The organism is Vibrio sp., assembly GCF_050299255.1.
Taxonomy (GTDB): domain Bacteria; phylum Pseudomonadota; class Gammaproteobacteria; order Enterobacterales; family Vibrionaceae; genus Vibrio.
Genome location: NZ_JBNKVP010000001.1, coordinates 193357 through 210360, shown reverse-complemented (window position 1 = coordinate 210360; position 17004 = coordinate 193357). Strand labels below are relative to the sequence as shown.

At 52.2% G+C, this 17004-nt stretch carries 20 protein-coding genes; 14 read left to right on the top strand and 6 right to left on the bottom strand.

What is annotated here, in order from left to right:
- The 3 genes from dnaG to rpsU form a co-directional block, all read right to left on the bottom strand.
- Positions 1-1679: DNA primase (gene dnaG / locus ACQY6F_RS00895; protein WP_428771510.1), on the bottom strand; the 1679-nt coding region annotated here is incomplete at its 3' end.
- A gap of 92 nt (positions 1680-1771) precedes the next feature.
- Positions 1772-2215: a GatB/YqeY domain-containing protein gene (locus ACQY6F_RS00890; RefSeq protein ID WP_428771508.1), complete on the bottom strand. Its 444-nt coding sequence runs from the start codon at positions 2213-2215 to the stop codon at positions 1772-1774.
- A 27-nt stretch (positions 2216-2242) separates the two neighbouring features.
- Entirely contained in the window at positions 2243-2458 is a 216-nt protein-coding gene (rpsU, locus tag ACQY6F_RS00885) for a 30S ribosomal protein S21 (protein WP_001145625.1), read from the bottom strand.
- A gap of 226 nt (positions 2459-2684) precedes the next feature.
- Here rpsU and tsaD point away from each other — a divergent pair, with 226 nt between their 5' ends.
- Together tsaD and ACQY6F_RS00875 are read left to right on the top strand one after the other, a co-directional pair.
- Positions 2685-3701 (top strand): tRNA (adenosine(37)-N6)-threonylcarbamoyltransferase complex transferase subunit TsaD, encoded by a 1017-nt coding sequence (gene tsaD / locus ACQY6F_RS00880; protein ID WP_428771506.1) that lies wholly within the window; start codon positions 2685-2687, stop codon positions 3699-3701.
- 72 nt (positions 3702-3773) lie between these two features.
- Positions 3774-4610 (top strand): alpha/beta fold hydrolase, encoded by an 837-nt coding sequence (locus tag ACQY6F_RS00875; protein ID WP_428771504.1) that lies wholly within the window; start codon positions 3774-3776, stop codon positions 4608-4610.
- 27 nt (positions 4611-4637) lie between these two features.
- Here ACQY6F_RS00875 and plsY read toward each other — a convergent pair whose 3' ends face one another.
- The gene (gene plsY, locus ACQY6F_RS00870; protein WP_428771502.1) at positions 4638-5240 is read right to left on the bottom strand and encodes a glycerol-3-phosphate 1-O-acyltransferase PlsY; all 603 of its coding nucleotides are present in this window, start codon (positions 5238-5240) and stop codon (positions 4638-4640) included.
- A 126-nt stretch (positions 5241-5366) separates the two neighbouring features.
- On the opposite strand from plsY, the gene folB reads away from it, so the two are divergent.
- The 11 genes from folB to rpoS all read left to right on the top strand — a co-directional run bounded on the left by folB (position 5367) and on the right by rpoS (position 13049).
- On the top strand, positions 5367-5720 hold the full coding sequence (gene folB, locus ACQY6F_RS00865) for a dihydroneopterin aldolase (RefSeq protein ID WP_428771500.1): 354 nt from the start codon (positions 5367-5369) through the stop codon (positions 5718-5720).
- Positions 5717-6223 carry a 2-amino-4-hydroxy-6-hydroxymethyldihydropteridine diphosphokinase gene (gene folK / locus ACQY6F_RS00860; RefSeq protein WP_428771498.1) on the top strand — a complete coding sequence of 169 codons (507 nt, stop codon included), beginning with the start codon at positions 5717-5719 and terminating at the stop codon, positions 6221-6223. Before folB ends, folK begins: the two co-directional genes overlap by 4 nt.
- A complete protein-coding gene (locus ACQY6F_RS00855; RefSeq protein ID WP_428771496.1) occupies positions 6220-7023 on the top strand; it encodes an undecaprenyl-diphosphate phosphatase in 804 nt (267 codons plus the stop codon). Before folK ends, ACQY6F_RS00855 begins: the two co-directional genes overlap by 4 nt.
- Positions 7024-7116: 93 nt before the next feature.
- On the top strand, positions 7117-7398 hold the full coding sequence (gene ftsB, locus ACQY6F_RS00850; protein WP_428771494.1) for a cell division protein FtsB: 282 nt from the start codon (positions 7117-7119) through the stop codon (positions 7396-7398).
- The gene (ispD, locus tag ACQY6F_RS00845) at positions 7399-8118 is read left to right on the top strand and encodes a 2-C-methyl-D-erythritol 4-phosphate cytidylyltransferase (protein WP_428771492.1); all 720 of its coding nucleotides are present in this window, start codon (positions 7399-7401) and stop codon (positions 8116-8118) included.
- Positions 8115-8597, top strand: coding sequence for a 2-C-methyl-D-erythritol 2,4-cyclodiphosphate synthase (ispF, locus tag ACQY6F_RS00840; protein ID WP_428771490.1), 483 nt, complete (start codon positions 8115-8117; stop codon positions 8595-8597). Before ispD ends, ispF begins: the two co-directional genes overlap by 4 nt.
- A 21-nt stretch (positions 8598-8618) precedes the next feature.
- A complete protein-coding gene (gene truD / locus ACQY6F_RS00835; RefSeq protein ID WP_428771488.1) occupies positions 8619-9668 on the top strand; it encodes a tRNA pseudouridine(13) synthase TruD in 1050 nt (349 codons plus the stop codon).
- A complete protein-coding gene (surE, locus tag ACQY6F_RS00830) occupies positions 9661-10428 on the top strand; it encodes a 5'/3'-nucleotidase SurE (RefSeq protein ID WP_428771486.1) in 768 nt (255 codons plus the stop codon). The genes truD and surE overlap by 8 nt, the downstream gene beginning before the upstream one ends.
- Positions 10421-11047, top strand: a complete 627-nt coding sequence (locus ACQY6F_RS00825; RefSeq protein ID WP_428771484.1) for a protein-L-isoaspartate(D-aspartate) O-methyltransferase — start codon at positions 10421-10423, stop codon at positions 11045-11047. The genes surE and ACQY6F_RS00825 overlap by 8 nt, the downstream gene beginning before the upstream one ends.
- Positions 11048-11986 (top strand): peptidoglycan DD-metalloendopeptidase family protein, encoded by a 939-nt coding sequence (locus tag ACQY6F_RS00820; RefSeq protein WP_428771482.1) that lies wholly within the window; start codon positions 11048-11050, stop codon positions 11984-11986.
- Positions 11987-12056: 70 nt separating this feature from the next.
- The gene (gene rpoS, locus ACQY6F_RS00815) at positions 12057-13049 is read left to right on the top strand and encodes an RNA polymerase sigma factor RpoS (protein WP_428771480.1); all 993 of its coding nucleotides are present in this window, start codon (positions 12057-12059) and stop codon (positions 13047-13049) included.
- 145 nt (positions 13050-13194) lie between these two features.
- Here the strand turns inward: rpoS and ACQY6F_RS00810 are convergent, their stop codons facing one another.
- Both ACQY6F_RS00810 and ACQY6F_RS00805 read right to left on the bottom strand, forming a co-directional pair.
- Complete coding sequence (locus tag ACQY6F_RS00810; protein WP_428771478.1) at positions 13195-14466, bottom strand: HlyC/CorC family transporter; 1272 nt, start codon at positions 14464-14466, stop codon at positions 13195-13197.
- A gap of 123 nt (positions 14467-14589) precedes the next feature.
- Positions 14590-15384 (bottom strand): cytochrome C assembly family protein, encoded by a 795-nt coding sequence (locus ACQY6F_RS00805; RefSeq protein ID WP_428771476.1) that lies wholly within the window; start codon positions 15382-15384, stop codon positions 14590-14592.
- 180 nt (positions 15385-15564) lie between these two features.
- Here ACQY6F_RS00805 and ffh point away from each other — a divergent pair, with 180 nt between their 5' ends.
- The gene (gene ffh / locus ACQY6F_RS00800; RefSeq protein WP_428771474.1) at positions 15565-16947 is read left to right on the top strand and encodes a signal recognition particle protein; all 1383 of its coding nucleotides are present in this window, start codon (positions 15565-15567) and stop codon (positions 16945-16947) included.
- Positions 16948-17004 lie beyond the last annotated feature (57 nt).

Here is a 17004-nt window from a genome sequence, read left to right as displayed (position 1 = left end):
TGCAGGTTTTCAATTTGTTTTTCGACGCACTGGGCAATTATTTTATCCAGCGAGTCCAGAAATATATCTTCTTGATTCGCCTCATCAAGTGGGATATCCCAGCTGGCAAGGCGAGACATTAGGGTCTCATGTTTACTGTGTCGCCAGTGTTCCAGGCACTGGCCAGTGTTGATATGGGGATTGTTCTTACAATAATCAAGGACTTCCACCAATAAACTTAAGCCAGGTATTTCCAGCCCCTGAACGCTGGAAAGATCCGGTACCATTTCAGCATAGCTCGGATTCTGGATAAGCAAAGCAATTACTTCCCGCATCGGGGTGCGTTTTAGCTCGCGATGTGGCTGTGGCCGAGGGCTGGCTGAGGCGGTTCTGCGCTTCAGCTCGTGACCCATGAACCCGGTGAGTTTGTTCAGCTGTTCGTCCAGTTCCACCTGCATCCCGCTGTTGGGGATCTTGTCGATCAGTTCGCCGGCTAAGGTTCTTAAGGTCGATTTGCCCTCAATGGTCCCCAGGTTGATATTGTGGGTTTCAATCAGGTTGTGAAACAGGTAGCTCGACAGCGGTTTGGCGTCGGCAACCTGTTGCTCAAACGCCTCTTTGCCATGTTGGCGGATGTAGCTGTCCGGGTCTTCACTATTGGGTAAAAACAGAAATTTCAGGGTGTTTCCGGTTTTTAGGTATTCCAGCGCGTTTTCCAGCGCCCGCCAGGCCGCTTCTTTACCGGCCCGGTCACCGTCATAGCAGCAGATTACCGTACTGGTTTGGCGAAACAACTGCTGAATATGTTCACCTGTGGTTGACGTCCCCAGCGAGGCGACAGAGTAGTCGATACCGTACTGCGCCAGTGCCACCACGTCCATATAGCCTTCGGTGACCAGAATTTGCGGCGGCTCGCGGTAGGCCTGCAGGACTTCATACAGGCCATACAGCTCTTTGCCTTTATGGAAGATCGGGGTTTCCGGTGAGTTGAGGTATTTCGGCGTACCATCGCCCAGCACCCGGCCACCAAAGCCAATCACTCTGCCACGGCGATCGCGGATTGGAAACATGATCCGGCCGCGAAAACGGTCGTAGCGGTTGCCTTTGTCATTGCTGACCAGCATACCGGCAGCAGTGAGCATCTCTTCTGCTTGCTTATTGTGGGCAAAGTTACTGCGGACACTGTCCCAGGCGTCCGGTACAAAACCGATGCCAAATTTTTGCACGATCTCGCCTGACAGGCCGCGGCCTTTCAGGTAATCGACAGCGGGTTTTCCTGCCGCCAGACGCAGCTGATCGCGATAGAACTGACTGATGCTGGACATCAGATCGTACAGCGAGCGTTTTTGTTCGTTGTTGGCACGCGGTGCGTTGCTGGAGGAATGACTGCCCTGGCGCTGTTCACGAGGTACGTCCAGACCGAGTGAGGAGGCCAGCTCTTCAATCGCTTCAGGAAATTCCAGCCGTTCATACTCCATCATAAAATCGATGGCGTTGCCGTGGGCACCACAACCGAAACAGTGATAGAACTGTTTTTCCTGACTTACGCTAAAAGAAGGGGTCTTTTCGTTATGGAAAGGGCAGCAGGCACCGTAGTTTTTGCCTTGTTTCTTAAGTTTTACCCGTGCGTCAACGATATCGACGATATCGAGTCGAGCTAATAGATCATCGATGAAGCTACGAGGGATTATTCCAGCCATAAAACCTAACAAAGAAAACAAACATCAGCCAGATACGAACAAGCCGTGCATTCCAAAGGATAGCACGGCTTGCTGCAATTTTTGCGGGTAATTTAAGCCAGCTTAGCGCGAACTAAACCACTTACTTTACCCATATCTGCACGCCCTTGGATTTGCGGCTTTAACAGCCCCATTACCTTACCCATGTCCTGCATGCCTGCGGCACCGGAATCAACAATTGCAGCTTCAATCAGTGCAGTTACTTCTTCGTCGGTGAGCGGCTGAGGCATAAAATCCTCCAGCACGGCAATTTCGGCAGTTTCGGCATCAGCCAGATCTTGACGACCGGCAGATTCATACTGGGCGACAGAGTCGCGACGCTGCTTAACCATTTTTGTCAGTACAGCAAGGATATCGTCGTCGTTCAGAGTGATCCGCTCGTCGACTTCGCGTTGCTTGATGGCTGACAGGGCTAAACGTATAGTGCCAAGGCGCAGTTTGTCCTTGGCTTTCATCGCTAATTTTTGCTCTTCTTTGAGTTGTTCAATCAGAGCCATAACTATATTCCGTGTGGAAACTAGTTATTAGTACAGGCGAACGCGACGTGCGTTTTCGCGAGCTAGCTTCTTAGCGTGACGCTTTTGAGCTGCTGCTTTAGCGCGTTTGCGAACGGTAGTTGGTTTTTCATAGTGCTCACGACGACGCACTTCAGAAAGGATACCTGCTTTTTCGCAAGAGCGCTTGAAACGACGCAGTGCTACGTCGAACGGTTCGTTTTCACGTACTTTAACTACTGGCATATGCCTTTCACCTCAGGGGTTATTCGTTAATGCTGGTATTTCAAAACCGAACTCTTTGTTTGGCTAATACCCAGCTTGATCAAAAATGGTGCGGAATTTTAATCCGATCACATTGCCTTTGTAAAGGCTTTTATCGCCTAATACCTGTACAAAGTTTGTTTGCAATCGTCAGGCGCGGTAAGATTGCGCCAATTTTCTCATATTGGCAAATTCTGCAGAAATCATTATGCGCATTATCGGCATCGAAACCTCCTGTGATGAAACAGGAATCGCAATCTATGATGACCAACAAGGCTTGTTGGCGCATCAACTATATAGTCAGGTAAAATTGCACGCCGATTACGGCGGGGTGGTACCTGAACTGGCGTCCCGCGACCATGTGAAAAAGACCATTCCACTAATTAAGGCGGCGATGGCTGAAGCGAATTTAACCCCCCAGGATATCGACGGCATTGCTTATACCGCCGGCCCGGGTTTGGTTGGGGCGCTGCTGGTTGGCGCGACTATCGGCCGAAGCCTGGCTTACGCCTGGAATATCCCTGCGGTGCCGGTGCATCATATGGAAGGCCATTTGCTGGCGCCTATGCTGGAAGATAACCCACCGCCGTTCCCGTTTGTGGCGGTGCTGGTTTCCGGTGGCCATTCGATGATGGTGGAAGTGAAAGGGATTGGCGAATACCGGATCCTGGGTGAATCGATTGATGATGCCGCCGGCGAAGCATTTGATAAAACAGCTAAATTAATGGGGCTGGATTACCCAGGCGGCCCGCTATTGTCGAAACTGGCCGAAAAAGGCACTCCGGGGCGGTTTAAGTTCCCGCGGCCGATGACCGACCGACCAGGGCTGGACATGAGTTTTTCCGGCTTGAAAACTTTTACCGCTAACACTATCCACGCCAATGGTGACGATGAGCAGACCCGGGCGGATATCGCCTATGCATTTGAAGAAGCGGTGTGCGAAACGCTGGCGATCAAATGTCGCCGCGCTCTGGAACAAACCGGCATGAAGCGGATTGTTATCGCCGGTGGTGTGAGCGCCAACCGACGTTTGCGTGCTGAGCTGACTAAGCTGGCAGATAAAGTCGGCGGCGAAGTTTACTATCCGCGCACGGAATTCTGTACCGATAACGGCGCCATGATCGCCTATGCCGGGATGCAGCGGTTGAAAAACGGTGAAGTGGCGGATCTTTCGGTTCAGGCGACTCCGCGTTGGCCAATTGATCAGCTTGAACCAATCCAGTAATCCACCAGGCCGCAGTTTCTGCGGCCTTCTTTATAGTACCGCCGCAAAGGTGGCAGATAGGAAACAGATTTAATGGAAGCGAATACTAACCAATTTAGCATTGATGGCCGCAGCATGAGCTATCTGGATGTCGGCACCGGCCCGGTCATTCTGTTTGGCCACAGCTATCTGTGGGACTGCGAAATGTGGCGGCCACAAATTGAAGTCTTAAGCCGCCACTATCGCTGCATCGTACCGGATTTCTGGGCACATGGCCGCTCTGAAGCCATGCCGGAACAGACCCGAACGCTGAAAGATTATGCTGGGCAGATGCTGGCGCTGATGGATCACCTGGCCGTGGAGCGCTTTGCGCTGGTCGGGCTATCGGTTGGCGGCATGTGGGGCTGCGAACTGGTTTCGCTGGCGCCGCAGCGGGTGACGTCACTGGTGCTGATGGATACCTTTGTCGGTCTGGAACCAGAAGTAAACAACGCTAAGTATTTTGCCATGCTGGAAACCATCGCCATGGCGCGGCTGGTGCCTACGCCTATCATCGAAGCGGTGACGCCGCTGTTTTTTGCCAAGTCCACCCTGGCAGAAGACTCTGAGCTGGTGCGTGGCTTTACCGCTAAGCTGGCACAGGTCAAAGATCAACAGGCAGTGGAGCTGGCCCGCATCGGCCGGATGATATTTGGCCGCCGGGATCAGATGGAAGAAGTGGAACGTTTTGCGTTGCCGACCTTAATTGCTGTTGGCCAGCAGGATATGGCGCGTCCGGTGCTGGAATCTTACCTGATGCATGATGCGATCACTGGCAGCCAACTGGTGCAGATTGCCGATGCCGGCCACATCTCCAACCTGGAGCAACCGGAGCGAGTTACCCAATTGCTGGCCGATTTTCTGGCACAGTACCATCCGCTCCAGGCGTGAGAAGAGCAACCTGAATCATGCCGGCTGTTAATCCTGATGAGCTTTTTTCGCCCCGACTTTAGGTTCGCTGCCGTCAAACAGGCGGCGAATGTTCTGATGGTGGCGAAAAATTATCAGGCAGCAAAGCATTCCTACCGGTAAGGTGTACTGAGGTTTGATCATCCAGGTATAAAACGGCGCCAGCAGGACCGTTACTATCGCAGCCAGTGATGAATAGCGGAACACCACTACGACCGCAAGCCAGGTGGCCATGATAAGACCAGTTAAATCCCAGCCGATCGGCGCAATGGCCCCCAGTGCAGTTGCAACGCCTTTACCGCCTTTAAAGTGGAAGAACAGCGGGTACATATGGCCGAGACAGGCGGCGATACCGATCAAACCCAGTATGATGGCATCGATTCCCAACCAGTAGCCGGTCCAGACCGGCAGCGTGCCTTTCAGCATGTCGCACAGCAATACGGAAGCCGCGGCTTTCTTGCCTCCGATGCGTAACACGTTGGTTGCCCCAGGATTATGAGACCCTACAGAGCGGGGATCAGGCAGCCTGAGTAACCGACAGATCAACACTGCACTGGAGATCGAGCCCAGTAAATAGGCAGAGATGATCATGATAAGCGCAAGTGGTGACATAGGACTCTGACTCGTGGTTAATAGGTGCCGAATAAGCAAGTAATTGATATCATAACCCGCTTAGTTTGAATATTAAGAGTTTTTGCCCGGTTTGGGTATCCGACCTGTGAAGGATAGTGAATCACCATGGATAAAGTCTTTATTGAACAATTAGAAGTGATCACCACAATTGGGGTGTATGACTGGGAACAGCAGATCAAACAAAAGCTGCTGCTGGATATCGAAATGGCCCATGACAATCGCCCGGCAGGTAAAAGTGACGATGTCGCCGATGCGCTCGATTACTCTCAGGTGAGTCAGGCTATTCTGGACCATGTGCAAAACGGCCGTTTTTTGTTGGTTGAACGGGTGGCCGAAGAGTGTGCGGAATTGATCATCAACCAGTTCAATGTTCCCTGGGTGCGGATACGCCTGACCAAGCCACGTGCTGTGACTCAGGCTCAAGGAGTCGGCGTGATCATCGAGCGGGGCACGCTATGATCACCACCTATATAGGTGTGGGATCAAATATCGACCGGCGCAAGCACGTTGAAGCCGCGGTTGCCGAACTCAGTGCACTGGGCACAGTGCGCCTGTCGACCATCTATCAGTGTGAAAGTGTCGGCTTTGCCGGACAGCCGTTTTATAACCTGGTGGTAGAGCTGTGCACTGAGCTGGCCATGGAAGAGCTGCATTCAACCTTGCGCGACATCGAATTGCGCTGGGGGCGGGCGGCAGATGCGCGTAAGTTTCAGGATCGCACCCTGGATCTGGATTTGATCCTCTATGGCGAGCAGACCAACCCACAAGCTCCGCAGCTGCCGAGACCGGATATTTATAAATACGCTTTCGTCATCCAGCCTCTGTTTGAGTTATGCCCGCAGCTGGTGGTGCCCGGCGATGGCCGTACCATCCAAGAAATAAAAACTGGCTTTTCCCAGCCAGAGCCACTTGAACCCGTACCTCTCTGGTTCGATGTGTCCCATGCAGTGAGATTACCATGAGTTATTTTGAAGCCTTTTTCCTGGCCTTGATCCAGGGACTGACCGAGTTTTTGCCTATTTCCAGTTCTGCCCACTTAATCCTGCCTTCCGCGATTCTCGGTTGGGAAGATCAGGGGCTGGCGTTTGATGTGGCCGTACATGTGGGCACGCTGGCGGCGGTGGTGCTCTATTTCCGCACTGAAGTTGTCACCCTGCTGCGGGCATTTGTTGCCTCTATTTTTTCCGGTGACCGCAGTAAAGAAGCCAAGCTGGCCTGGATGATCGCGTTGGCGACAGTTCCTGCCTGTCTGTTCGGCTTGTTTATGAAAGATATCATCGAACTTTACCTGCGCAGCGCCTGGGTGATTGCCGCCACAACTATTCTGTTTGGCCTGTTGCTCTGGTATGTCGACCGTACCGCCGTTCAGCGCCAGGATGAGTATCACACTGGCACCAAGCAAGCGCTGTTTATCGGTATTGCCCAGGCCCTGGCGATGATTCCCGGTACTTCACGTTCGGGCGCCACCATTACCGCCGCCCTGTATCTTGGCTTCCATCGCCAGGCGGCAGCACGCTTTTCGTTTCTGATGTCGATCCCGATTATCCTGCTGGCAGGGGGGTATCTTGGTATGAAACTGGTAGTCAGCGGTGAGCCGATCCACATCGGTTTCCTGTTGACCGGCATCCTGACCTCTTTTGTCAGCGCCTACATCTGTATTCATTACTTTCTGAAACTGATCAGCCGAATGGGAATGACACCGTTTGTGATCTATCGTCTGTTGCTCGGTGTCGGTTTGATTGTCCTTATGCTGACCCGTTAATTCGGCGTAAGTCCTTCAGCAGTGCCCTCGCGAGCTTTGCGAGGGTGTGATATATATGTTTTTTGGCGTTTTCCCAAATTCGAGATGTGAATAATGCGAATTTTTGCACTGACACTCATCCTATTGTTTGGCTGGCTGCAATACTCGCTTTGGCTGGGCAAAAACGGAGTCACGGACCTGATGGCGGTTGAGGCCGAGATCGAAGTCCAGCAGCAAGTGAATCAGAATCTGACCCAGCGAAACAGTGAGATGTTTGCGGAAATTGACGATTTACGTCAGGGCTTGGATGCTATCGAAGAGCGGGCCCGGCATGAGCTGGGGCTGGTGAAAGAAGGGGAAACCTTTTATCGCCTGATAGAAGAGGATTCCAAATAAATGCAACAGGCTTCTATTGTCGCCGTAGTACCGGCTGCCGGTGTTGGCAGCCGTATGCGTGCTGATCGGCCAAAACAGTACCTCACCATCGCCGGTCAAACGGTACTGGAGCACACCCTGCAACGCTTACTTAGCCATCCGGTGATTGATCGGGTGGTGGTCGCGGTAAGCAAAGACGACCCTTATTACACCAACTTGGCTATGGCCAGCGATGCCAGAGTAAGCTGGGTAGCCGGAGGCAAAGAGCGGGCGGATTCGGTACTGGCCGCATTGCAATATGTCCAGCAGCATCAACTGGCGGAGTGGGTCATGGTGCATGATGCCGCCCGGCCCTGCGTTCGTCTGGCCGATATCGACCGCTTAATCGCAGCGGCACTGACGCATCCGGTAGGCGGTATCCTTGCTACGCCGGTCCGTGACACCATGAAAAGGGCGAATAGCAATGGTGATATCGAGCATACGGTGGAGCGCGCGGCCCTGTGGCATGCGCTGACGCCGCAAATGTTCCCGACCGCTTTACTCAGCGCCGCATTAGCGGATGCCCTGCAGCAGGGGGCTGTGATTACCGATGAAGCCTCTGCGCTGGAGTGGCGCGGCATGACCCCGGCACTGGTTCAAGGCCAGGCAGACAACATTAAAATAACCCAACCGGAAGATCTGGCGCTGGCGGCTTTTTATCTTAGCAACACAGATTCTGGCGTCGAAAAGGAGCAAGTATGATACGGATTGGCCACGGTTTTGACGTACACAAGTTTGGCGGAGAAGGGCCAGTGATTATTGGCGGTGTCGCCATACCTTACGAGCAGGGGCTGATTGCTCATTCCGATGGCGATGTGGCGCTGCACGCCCTGTCTGATGCATTACTGGGAGCGATTGCTGCCGGTGATATTGGTCGCCATTTCCCTGACACCGATGACAAGTGGAAGGGGGCAGACAGCCGGATGCTGCTGCGTGATGTTTACCGCCGGGTCAAATCTGCCGGTTACCAGTTGGGGAATGCGGACATCACCATTATTGCCCAGGCACCGAAAATGGCTCCTTACATCGAGGCGATGTGTGCCTGCATTGCTGAAGATCTGGAAACGGATCTGGCTAACATCAATGTGAAAGCCACCACGACTGAGCGACTCGGCTTTACGGGCCGAAAAGAAGGCATTGCGACTGAAGCCGTCGTACTATTGAACAAGGTAAGTGCGTAACGCACGCAAACAGGAAAAAATATGTCTGATATTCTCTCTTCGCTGGCTTATTTGCACGGCAAGCCGGCTGCCAGTGCCATTTTAAAAGCTCAGGTGGATCATTTTCAGGTAACAGAAAAGCTGGGTTTTGATTTCACCGGTCAGGGTGAACACCTGATGGTTCATATTCGCAAGAAGGGAGAAAACACCGCCTTTGTGGCCAATGAGCTGGCCAAAGCCTGTGGAGTGAAATCCAAAGATGTCAGCTGGGCTGGCCTGAAAGATCGCCACGCGGTAACTGAGCAGTGGCTGAGTATCCATTTACCCAAAGGGGACAATCCGGATTTTAGCCAGTTTCTGGCTCAGTACCCCCAGGTCGAGATCCTGGCGCAGGATCGGCACAATAAAAAACTGCGGCCGGGGGATCTGGTCGGCAATGATTTTGTCATTATCTTGAGCCAGGTGTCTGATCCTGATGAGGTGTTAGCGCGACTGGAAAAAATCGTCCACGCCGGTGTGCCGAACTATTTTGGTGCGCAGCGCTTTGGCCGCGAGGGCAACAATGTGTCAGAAGCCCGCCGCTGGGGACGCGATAACGTGCGCACACGTAATCAGAACAAACGCAGCCTGTATCTGTCTGCCGCCCGTTCCTGGATCTTCAATCAGATAGTTTCCGAGCGAATAGAAAAGGGCTGGTTTGGTCAGTTTGTCAGCGGCGATATCGCGCTGCAACACGATCAGCCACAGCTGGTGGAAGCGCAACAGCTGGCCGACTGGAATCAGCAACTGGCTCAGGGGGAAGCGGCAATTTCGGCGGCAATGGCGGGTGATAACGCCTTACCGACCCATGATCAAGCCCTGGCGCTGGAGCAGCCAAAGCTGGACGCGGAGCCAGATCTGATGGCGCTTATCCGTGGCAACCGCATGCGCCACGATCGTCGCCGAATCGATCTGCAGCCACAGGGATTAAGCTGGCAGCAGCAGGGTGACCAGATTATGGTGAAGTTTGCATTGCCGGCGGGTTGTTTTGCCACCTCAGTGATCCGTGAACTGGTGCAGGCCGAAGAAATGGAGCGAATCTACAGTGAGTAATAAACCGCTTAATATTTTGATCAGTAATGACGATGGTGTCCATGCGGTCGGTATCCGCACTATGGCCAATGTGCTGCAGGATATCGCCAATGTCACTATCGTCGCGCCGGATCGCAATCGTTCCGGTGCCTCGAATTCATTGACACTGGAGCAGCCACTGCGGGTCAACCAGATAGAGCCGCAGATCTATTCAGTACAGGGCACCCCAACCGATTGTGTCCACTTTGCCCTCAATGAACTGATGAAAAACGATCTGCCTGACCTGGTGCTGTCCGGTATCAACCACGGTGCCAACCTGGGTGACGATGTGCTCTATTCCGGAACGGTAGCCGCTGCCATGGAAGGGCATTTTCTCGGTGTCCAGGCGATGGCGTTTTCACTCAATGGTAAACAGCATTTTGATACTGCTGCAGCCATTTGTCGTCAATTGGTTGAGCAGCACCTTCGCCGGCCAGTTCCAACTAACCGATTGTTAAATATAAATATCCCAGATGTAAGCCAGCAACAGCTAGCCGGGATTCAGGTCACCCGATTGGGTGCTCGCCATCACGCTGAAGATATGATTCGGCAGAAAGACCCGCGCGGGCATGATATATATTGGTTAGGCCCTCCGGGCCGTGAGCAGGATGCGGGCGAGGGAACAGATTTTTGTGCTATCGAGCAGGGATATGTTTCTATCACACCATTGCAGGTTGATCTGACCGCACACGAGTCGATCATTACTATGGACCATTGGTTAAAGGACAAACAAGATGGCTAACCCTCAGGCAGACAGGTTAGTTCACTATCTGCAGGCAAGTGGTATTCAGGATCGAGCGGTTTTAGAAGCGATTCGCAGTTTACCGAGGGAGCGATTTGTTTCCCAGGCAATGATGCATCAGGCCTACGATAATAACGCGCTGCCAATCGGCCTGGGACAGACTATCTCCCAGCCTTATATCGTCGCTAAAATGACAGAAATGCTGGAACTGAAACATGACAGCAAAGTGTTGGAAGTGGGAACCGGCTCCGGGTATCAGACCGCGATCCTGGCTCAACTGGTTGATCACGTCTATTCGATCGAACGGATCAAGTCGTTGCAGTGGGAAGCGAAGCGGCGTCTGAAGCAGCTCGATATTTACAATATTTCCACTAAACATGGCGATGGATGGCAAGGATGGGCGGCTAAAGCCCCCTTTGATGCGATTATTGTCACCGCGGCGGCACAAAACCTACCGCCAGCCCTGCTGGAGCAGTTAAACGACGGTGGAATTATGGTCATCCCGGTCGGAGAAGAAGTACAACAATTGCTTAAAGTGACACGAAGAGGGGAACAGTTTGATACAGAGGTTGTCGAATTGGTTCGATTTGTACCTTTAATTGCCGGTGATTTAGCCTGAATGTTGGCAAACGGAATCAGAACTTTACTGCTGTTTATCCTGTCGTCCGTCCTTCTGCAAGGATGTGCGGCGCATCGTCCTGCGCCGGTGTCCAGCCTGAATAAAGATTACGGTTCCGTAGAGCGTGGTAGCTACCGCGGCAGTTTCTATCAGGTCGAAAAAGGCGATACCCTCTATTTTATCGCCTATATCGCCGACAAAGATGTCAAAGAGATCATCGCTTACAACAATCTCAAACCCCCTTACACCATTTACCCCGGCCAGAAACTCAACCTGTGGCGGCGTACTTATGTTGCTCCCTCTTACGGCGGTACAGGCGCCGGACCAGCGACGACTGTTTCCAAGCCGGCAAGCAGCACTGCCGGGGCTGTTCTGGCCGCCTCAACTCCCGCTACAGTGAGCAAAAGCTCTAGTCAAGGAATTAGCGCAAAAAAACCGCCAAATACTACTAAAGCAGTACGTAAAGATCCGGTAAAGAAGGTTGATCAAAGCAAATCAAAGGAGTATGTTGGGTCTAAAGGTAAACAAAATGTTAATACTGCTGTTAACGTTTCTTCACCTTCAAAAAGCAATATAACCAAGTGGATATGGCCGACCAAAGGGAGAGTAATTAAAAATTTCTCTGCAGGAGACCAAGGCAATAAGGGCATCGACATCGCAGGACAGCGGGGTCAGTCGATTGTCTCTACTGCGGGAGGCACCGTAGTTTATTCGGGTAATGCGCTTAGAGGGTACGGCAACTTGGTTATTATCAAGCACAACGATAATTACTTGAGTGCATATGCTCACAACGAACGGTTGTTAGTTAATGAAGGTCAGAGTGTCAAAGCGGGCCAAAAGATTGCCACTATGGGCAGTTCAGGTGCCAACAGTGTTCGCCTTCACTTTGAAATTCGCTATCAAGGTAAGTCAGTCAATCCAAAACGCTACTTACCATAAAAGGACCAGAGACGGTTATTAGCGACATTTAAAGCAGTAATGTCTTGCTAGCTCGCCAGGGGGAGGCACTATGAGTATCAGCAACACAGCAACTAAAATCCGTGAGTACAATTTGGCCGGTAAGCAAGCTACGGAAGAGCTTGATTCCAGCAATGAGTTACTCAATTCGAACGACACATCTGCCGATGATGTCCGGGAAGAGTTTGAAGTTTCAAACAAAAGCCTGGATGCGACCCAGCTTTACCTGGGAGAAATTGGCTTCTCTCCACTCCTGACTGCAGAAGAAGAAGTTCTGTATGCCCGCCGTGCACTGCGCGGTGACGAAGCGGCACGCCAGCGAATGATCGAAAGTAACTTGCGCTTGGTTGTCAAAATTTCAAGGCGTTACAGCAACCGAGGCCTGGCCCTGCTCGATTTGATCGAAGAAGGTAACCTGGGTTTGATCCGCGCGGTCGAAAAGTTTGACCCAGAACGCGGCTTCCGCTTCTCTACATATGCCACCTGGTGGATCCGACAGACCATTGAACGGGCTCTGATGAATCAAACCCGCACTATTCGTCTGCCTATTCACGTGGTGAAAGAACTCAATATCTACCTGCGTACGGCGCGCGAGTTGTCGCAAAAACTCGACCACGAGCCTACGGCAGAAGAGATCGCCACTCAGCTGGACAAACCGGTTGATGATGTCAGCAAAATGCTGCGCCTGAATGAACGGGTCAGCTCCGTTGATACGCCGATTGGCGGTGAAGGCGAAAAAGCGCTGCTGGATATCATTCCGGATATCAACAACTCAGATCCTGAAGTCTCGACCCAGGACGACGACATCCGCAGTTCCCTGATCCACTGGCTGGATGAGCTGAATCCAAAACAGAAAGAAGTTTTGGCGCGTCGATTCGGCTTGCTGGGTTATGAACCATCCACGCTCGAAGAAGTCGGCCGCGAGATCAATCTGACTCGCGAACGGGTACGGCAAATTCAGGTTGAGGGTCTGCGTCGACTGAGAGAAATCCTGCTGAAACAGGGGCTGAATATGGAAAACCTTTTCAGCGTCGACGACGATTAATCAACTGATTTAAAAGTAAAGCCCTGACATCTGTCAGGGCTTTTTTTGTTGGCTGCGAGTAGTGATGGCGAACTCGCGCATGGTGTTTACAGCCGCGGCAGACGCTCATTGCTCACGGTATGGTGAGCCGCGCCGCGCGGCTACGCTACTTTTTTACTTTGCGCGGGAAGACTCTCACCAGCTTGATGCGATTTTCTTCAAACTCGACGATTTCCATCGGATGGCCAGAAATGCGCAGGCTGAGGTGGCTTTCCGGAATATCTTCCAGGTGTTCCAGAATCAGACCGTTCAGTGTGCGAGGGCCGTCAGTGGGCAGTTTCCACTTCAGCCCTTTGTTGATATCACGGATATTGGCGCTGCCTTCAATAAGAAAACTGCCGTCCATCTGAGGGGTGATTTCATCGGACAGACTTGGCGCAATCGAGGTGGTGAACTCACCGACGATCTCTTCCAGAATGTCCTCCAGGGTGATCAGGCCGTTGATGTCACCATATTCATCCACAATCAGGCCAATGCGCTGTTTATTGCGCTGAAACTTGAGCAGCTGAACATTGAGTGGCGTCGATTCCGGAATAAAGTAGACCTCGTCTGCGGCGCGCAGCAGGGTCTCTTTATTGAACTCATTCTTCTCCAGCATCAGCCGGTACGCTTCCCGCAATCGCAGCATTCCTACGACTTCATCGATTTGATCTCGATACAGGACGATACGACCGTGCGGAGAGTGGGTCAGCTGACGGACGATGGATTTCCAGTCGTCATTGATGTCGATACCGGTAATCTCATTGCGCGGCACCATAATGTCATTGACGGTGACATGCTCCAGATCCAATATCGAGATCAGCATATCCTGGTGGCGACGTGGGATCAGTCCACCGGCTTCGTTAACCACAGTACGCAGTTCTTCCGAGCTAAGGTGGTGATCGCCGCCATTATCGGTGCTGACGCCCAGTAAGCGGATAAAGCCATTGGTGATAAAGTTGATCATCACTACCAACGGTGACAGCAGCTTCATCAGAAAACCCAGCAGCACGCTGGTGGCGTAGGAGACTCGCTCCGGGTACAGTGCCGCCAGGGTTTTGGGCGTGACTTCGGCAAACACCAGGATCACCATGGTTAAGGCTCCGGTTGCGATGGCCACACCAATATCACCATACAGGCGCATACCCAGAATTGTCGCGATAGCGGAAGCGAGGATATTAACCAGGTTGTTACCGATAAGAATAAGGCCAATCAGGCGGTCAGGACGACTGAGTAATTTTTCGACCCGTTTAGCACCTTTGTGACCACTGTTGGCCAGATGCTTCAAGCGGTAGCGGTTCAGCGCCATTAAGCCGGTTTCTGAACCTGAAAAATATCCTGAAATAACAATAAGACACGCGAGTAGCGCAAATAAGATACCCGTTGATATGTCGTCCAAAATGTAGTGATTCCTTGTGTAGTTCTGGTTAATTTATGACCGATGAAAGTAGTGATGTCAATTGGCAACTAAGACGCATGTGACTTGCAGTACCAAGCTCCTGGTTGCCAATGTAGAGTTGCATTAGTGCAATATGATCTCGCGAACAAAGCGGCTGCCGAAATAAGCCAGAGTTAATAGCGAGGCACCGGCGACGGCAAACCAGGTGACTTTACGTCCGCGCCAGCCCTGTCTGTAGTGGCCCCAAAGCAGCACGGAAAATACGATCCAGGCGATAAAGGAGAGGATCGCTTTGTGTGCTTTGCCTTCGGCAAACATGTCGCCTACAAATACAAAGCCGGTCAATAGCGTCCCGGTCAGTAACAGGGTGCCGATCAGAATAATTTTGAACAGTTGTCGTTCGACCATCAGCAGCGGCGGTAGATTCGGGTTAATCGCAGTGGCTTTCTTGGCTTTCAGCTTGTAATCGAGCCAGGCAAGCTGCAGTGCATATAAGGCGCCGATAGAGAGAGTTGCGTAAGCAAACAGTGCCAGTGAAATATGGATCAATAGCTTAGGATCGTTTTCCAGGTGGGTAATGAAATGGCTGGGCAGAAAAGCCGCCGCAAGCAGGTTCAGGGCGGCAAACCCGTAGACCACTGGCAACAGGAACCAAATCCGGGTTTTGACCATCGCAATGCTGAGTACCAGCGAAATAATAAAGCTAATCAGTGAGGCAACGTTCAGGATGCTCAGGTTTTGGCCACTACCTGAAAAGATCAAATCGCTCAGCAACCAGCCGTGGATGCCGAGCGCCAGAATTGCACTAACCAGTACTGTTTTGGCTCGAATACCGGTCTGATGAACCAGGCCGGGAACGATGGTGGCTATAGCCAGGACGTAAAAGAGTGCTGAAGCTATCGCGATAAAGTTATCCATTTATCTCACATATATGGTCTGTTATTAGGGGAATTATACCTTGCATCAAGCGCTTGGGCTATGTTCAATTCCACAGCAATTGTTACAGATGACTGCAAATATGCATCGGGCAGTGTCAAGCTAGCGGTGGCTAAGGTATACTCACAACAATTTATCGCCGATTTATGCGAAGAGAAAAAGATGTTTGAGAATTTAACCGACCGATTATCCCGTACGCTGAAGAACATCAGCGGCAAAGGTCGTCTGACCGAAGATAATATTAAAGAGACCCTACGTGAAGTCCGGATGGCGCTGTTGGAAGCCGATGTCGCCTTGCCGGTCGTGCGAGATTTTATCAAGCGTGTAAAAGAAGGCGCTGTAGGGGTTGAAGTTTCTAAATCGCTGACGCCAGGCCAGGAGTTCATCAAGATCGTCCAGTCTGAACTGGAAGCGGTGATGGGTGAATCCAACGAAGCGCTAAACCTGGCAGCTCAGCCGCCGGCCGTCGTGCTGATGGCGGGCCTGCAAGGTGCTGGTAAAACCACCAGTGTCGGTAAGCTGGCCAAGTTGCTGACAGAGCGGGATAAGAAGAAAGTCCTGGTTGTTTCCGCCGACGTTTACCGCCCTGCGGCGATCAAACAGCTGGAAACCTTAGCCGGCGATGTTGGCGTTGATTTCTTCCCGTCTTCTCCGGATCAGAAACCGGTGGATATCGCCAATGGCGCGATCGATCACGCCAAGAAGAAATTCTACGACGTGCTGCTGGTGGATACCGCCGGTCGACTGGCCATCGACGAATCTATGATGGCCGAGATTCAACAACTGCACAGTGCGATCAACCCTGTTGAAACCCTGTTTGTCGTTGATGCCATGACAGGTCAGGACGCAGCAAATACCGCCAAAGCGTTTGGTGATGCGCTGCCGCTGACCGGTGTAATCCTGACCAAAGTCGATGGTGATGCCCGTGGTGGTGCGGCGCTGTCGGTGCGTCATGTTACCGGCAAGCCGATCAAATTCCTCGGTGTGGGCGAAAAAACCGACGCGTTAGAACCGTTCCATCCGGATCGCGTCGCGTCGCGCATTCTAGGCATGGGCGACGTGCTGTCGCTGATCGAAGATCTGCAGCGTAACGTTGACCAGGACAAAGCCGAGAAACTGGCGAAGAAATTCAAAGAGAAAAAAGGTTTCGATCTGGAAGACTTCCGCGAACAGCTGGGTCAGATGCAGAACATGGGCGGCATGATGGGCATGATGGACAAGCTGCCTGGCATGTCACAACTGCCGGACAACGTCAAAGACAAAGTCGATGACAAGATGTTCAAGCAGATGGAAGCGATTATCAGCTCAATGACGATGAAAGAGCGCCTGCGCCCGGAAATCATCAAAGGCTCACGTAAAAAACGGATTGCTGCCGGTTCTGGTACCCAGGTACAGGACGTTAACCGTCTGCTGAAACAGTTCACTCAGATGCAGAAGATGATGAAAAAAATGCAGAAGGGTGGCATGAAAGGCATGATGCGCAACATGCAGGGCATGATGGGCGGCATGGGCGGCGGTGGCGGTTTTAATCCGTTTGGCCGCTAGTTAGCCCGGTAAGGCGGGCGCGTTCACACTCGTGATTTACGCTAACCCGCTTACCAA

Excerpts from the sequence above, each read along its gene's own strand:
- truD (WP_428771488.1), top strand. The coding sequence starts at position 8,619 with ATGTCTGATATTCTCTCTTCGCTGGCTTATTTGCACGGCAAGCCGGCT.
- rpsU (WP_001145625.1), bottom strand. The coding sequence starts at position 2,458 with ATGCCAGTAGTTAAAGTACGTGAAAACGAACCGTTCGACGTAGCACTG.
- ACQY6F_RS00805 (WP_428771476.1), bottom strand. The coding sequence starts at position 15,384 with ATGGATAACTTTATCGCGATAGCTTCAGCACTCTTTTACGTCCTGGCT.
- tsaD (WP_428771506.1), top strand. The coding sequence starts at position 2,685 with ATGCGCATTATCGGCATCGAAACCTCCTGTGATGAAACAGGAATCGCA.
- ffh (WP_428771474.1), top strand. The coding sequence starts at position 15,565 with ATGTTTGAGAATTTAACCGACCGATTATCCCGTACGCTGAAGAACATC.
- ACQY6F_RS00875 (WP_428771504.1), top strand. The coding sequence starts at position 3,774 with ATGGAAGCGAATACTAACCAATTTAGCATTGATGGCCGCAGCATGAGC.
- folK (WP_428771498.1), top strand. The coding sequence starts at position 5,717 with ATGATCACCACCTATATAGGTGTGGGATCAAATATCGACCGGCGCAAG.
- ACQY6F_RS00820 (WP_428771482.1), top strand. The coding sequence starts at position 11,048 with ATGTTGGCAAACGGAATCAGAACTTTACTGCTGTTTATCCTGTCGTCC.
- rpoS (WP_428771480.1), top strand. The coding sequence starts at position 12,057 with ATGAGTATCAGCAACACAGCAACTAAAATCCGTGAGTACAATTTGGCC.
- ispF (WP_428771490.1), top strand. The coding sequence starts at position 8,115 with ATGATACGGATTGGCCACGGTTTTGACGTACACAAGTTTGGCGGAGAA.
- ACQY6F_RS00855 (WP_428771496.1), top strand. The coding sequence starts at position 6,220 with ATGAGTTATTTTGAAGCCTTTTTCCTGGCCTTGATCCAGGGACTGACC.
- ftsB (WP_428771494.1), top strand. The coding sequence starts at position 7,117 with ATGCGAATTTTTGCACTGACACTCATCCTATTGTTTGGCTGGCTGCAA.
- plsY (WP_428771502.1), bottom strand. The coding sequence starts at position 5,240 with ATGTCACCACTTGCGCTTATCATGATCATCTCTGCCTATTTACTGGGC.
- ispD (WP_428771492.1), top strand. The coding sequence starts at position 7,399 with ATGCAACAGGCTTCTATTGTCGCCGTAGTACCGGCTGCCGGTGTTGGC.
- folB (WP_428771500.1), top strand. The coding sequence starts at position 5,367 with ATGGATAAAGTCTTTATTGAACAATTAGAAGTGATCACCACAATTGGG.
- ACQY6F_RS00890 (WP_428771508.1), bottom strand. The coding sequence starts at position 2,215 with ATGGCTCTGATTGAACAACTCAAAGAAGAGCAAAAATTAGCGATGAAA.
- ACQY6F_RS00825 (WP_428771484.1), top strand. The coding sequence starts at position 10,421 with ATGGCTAACCCTCAGGCAGACAGGTTAGTTCACTATCTGCAGGCAAGT.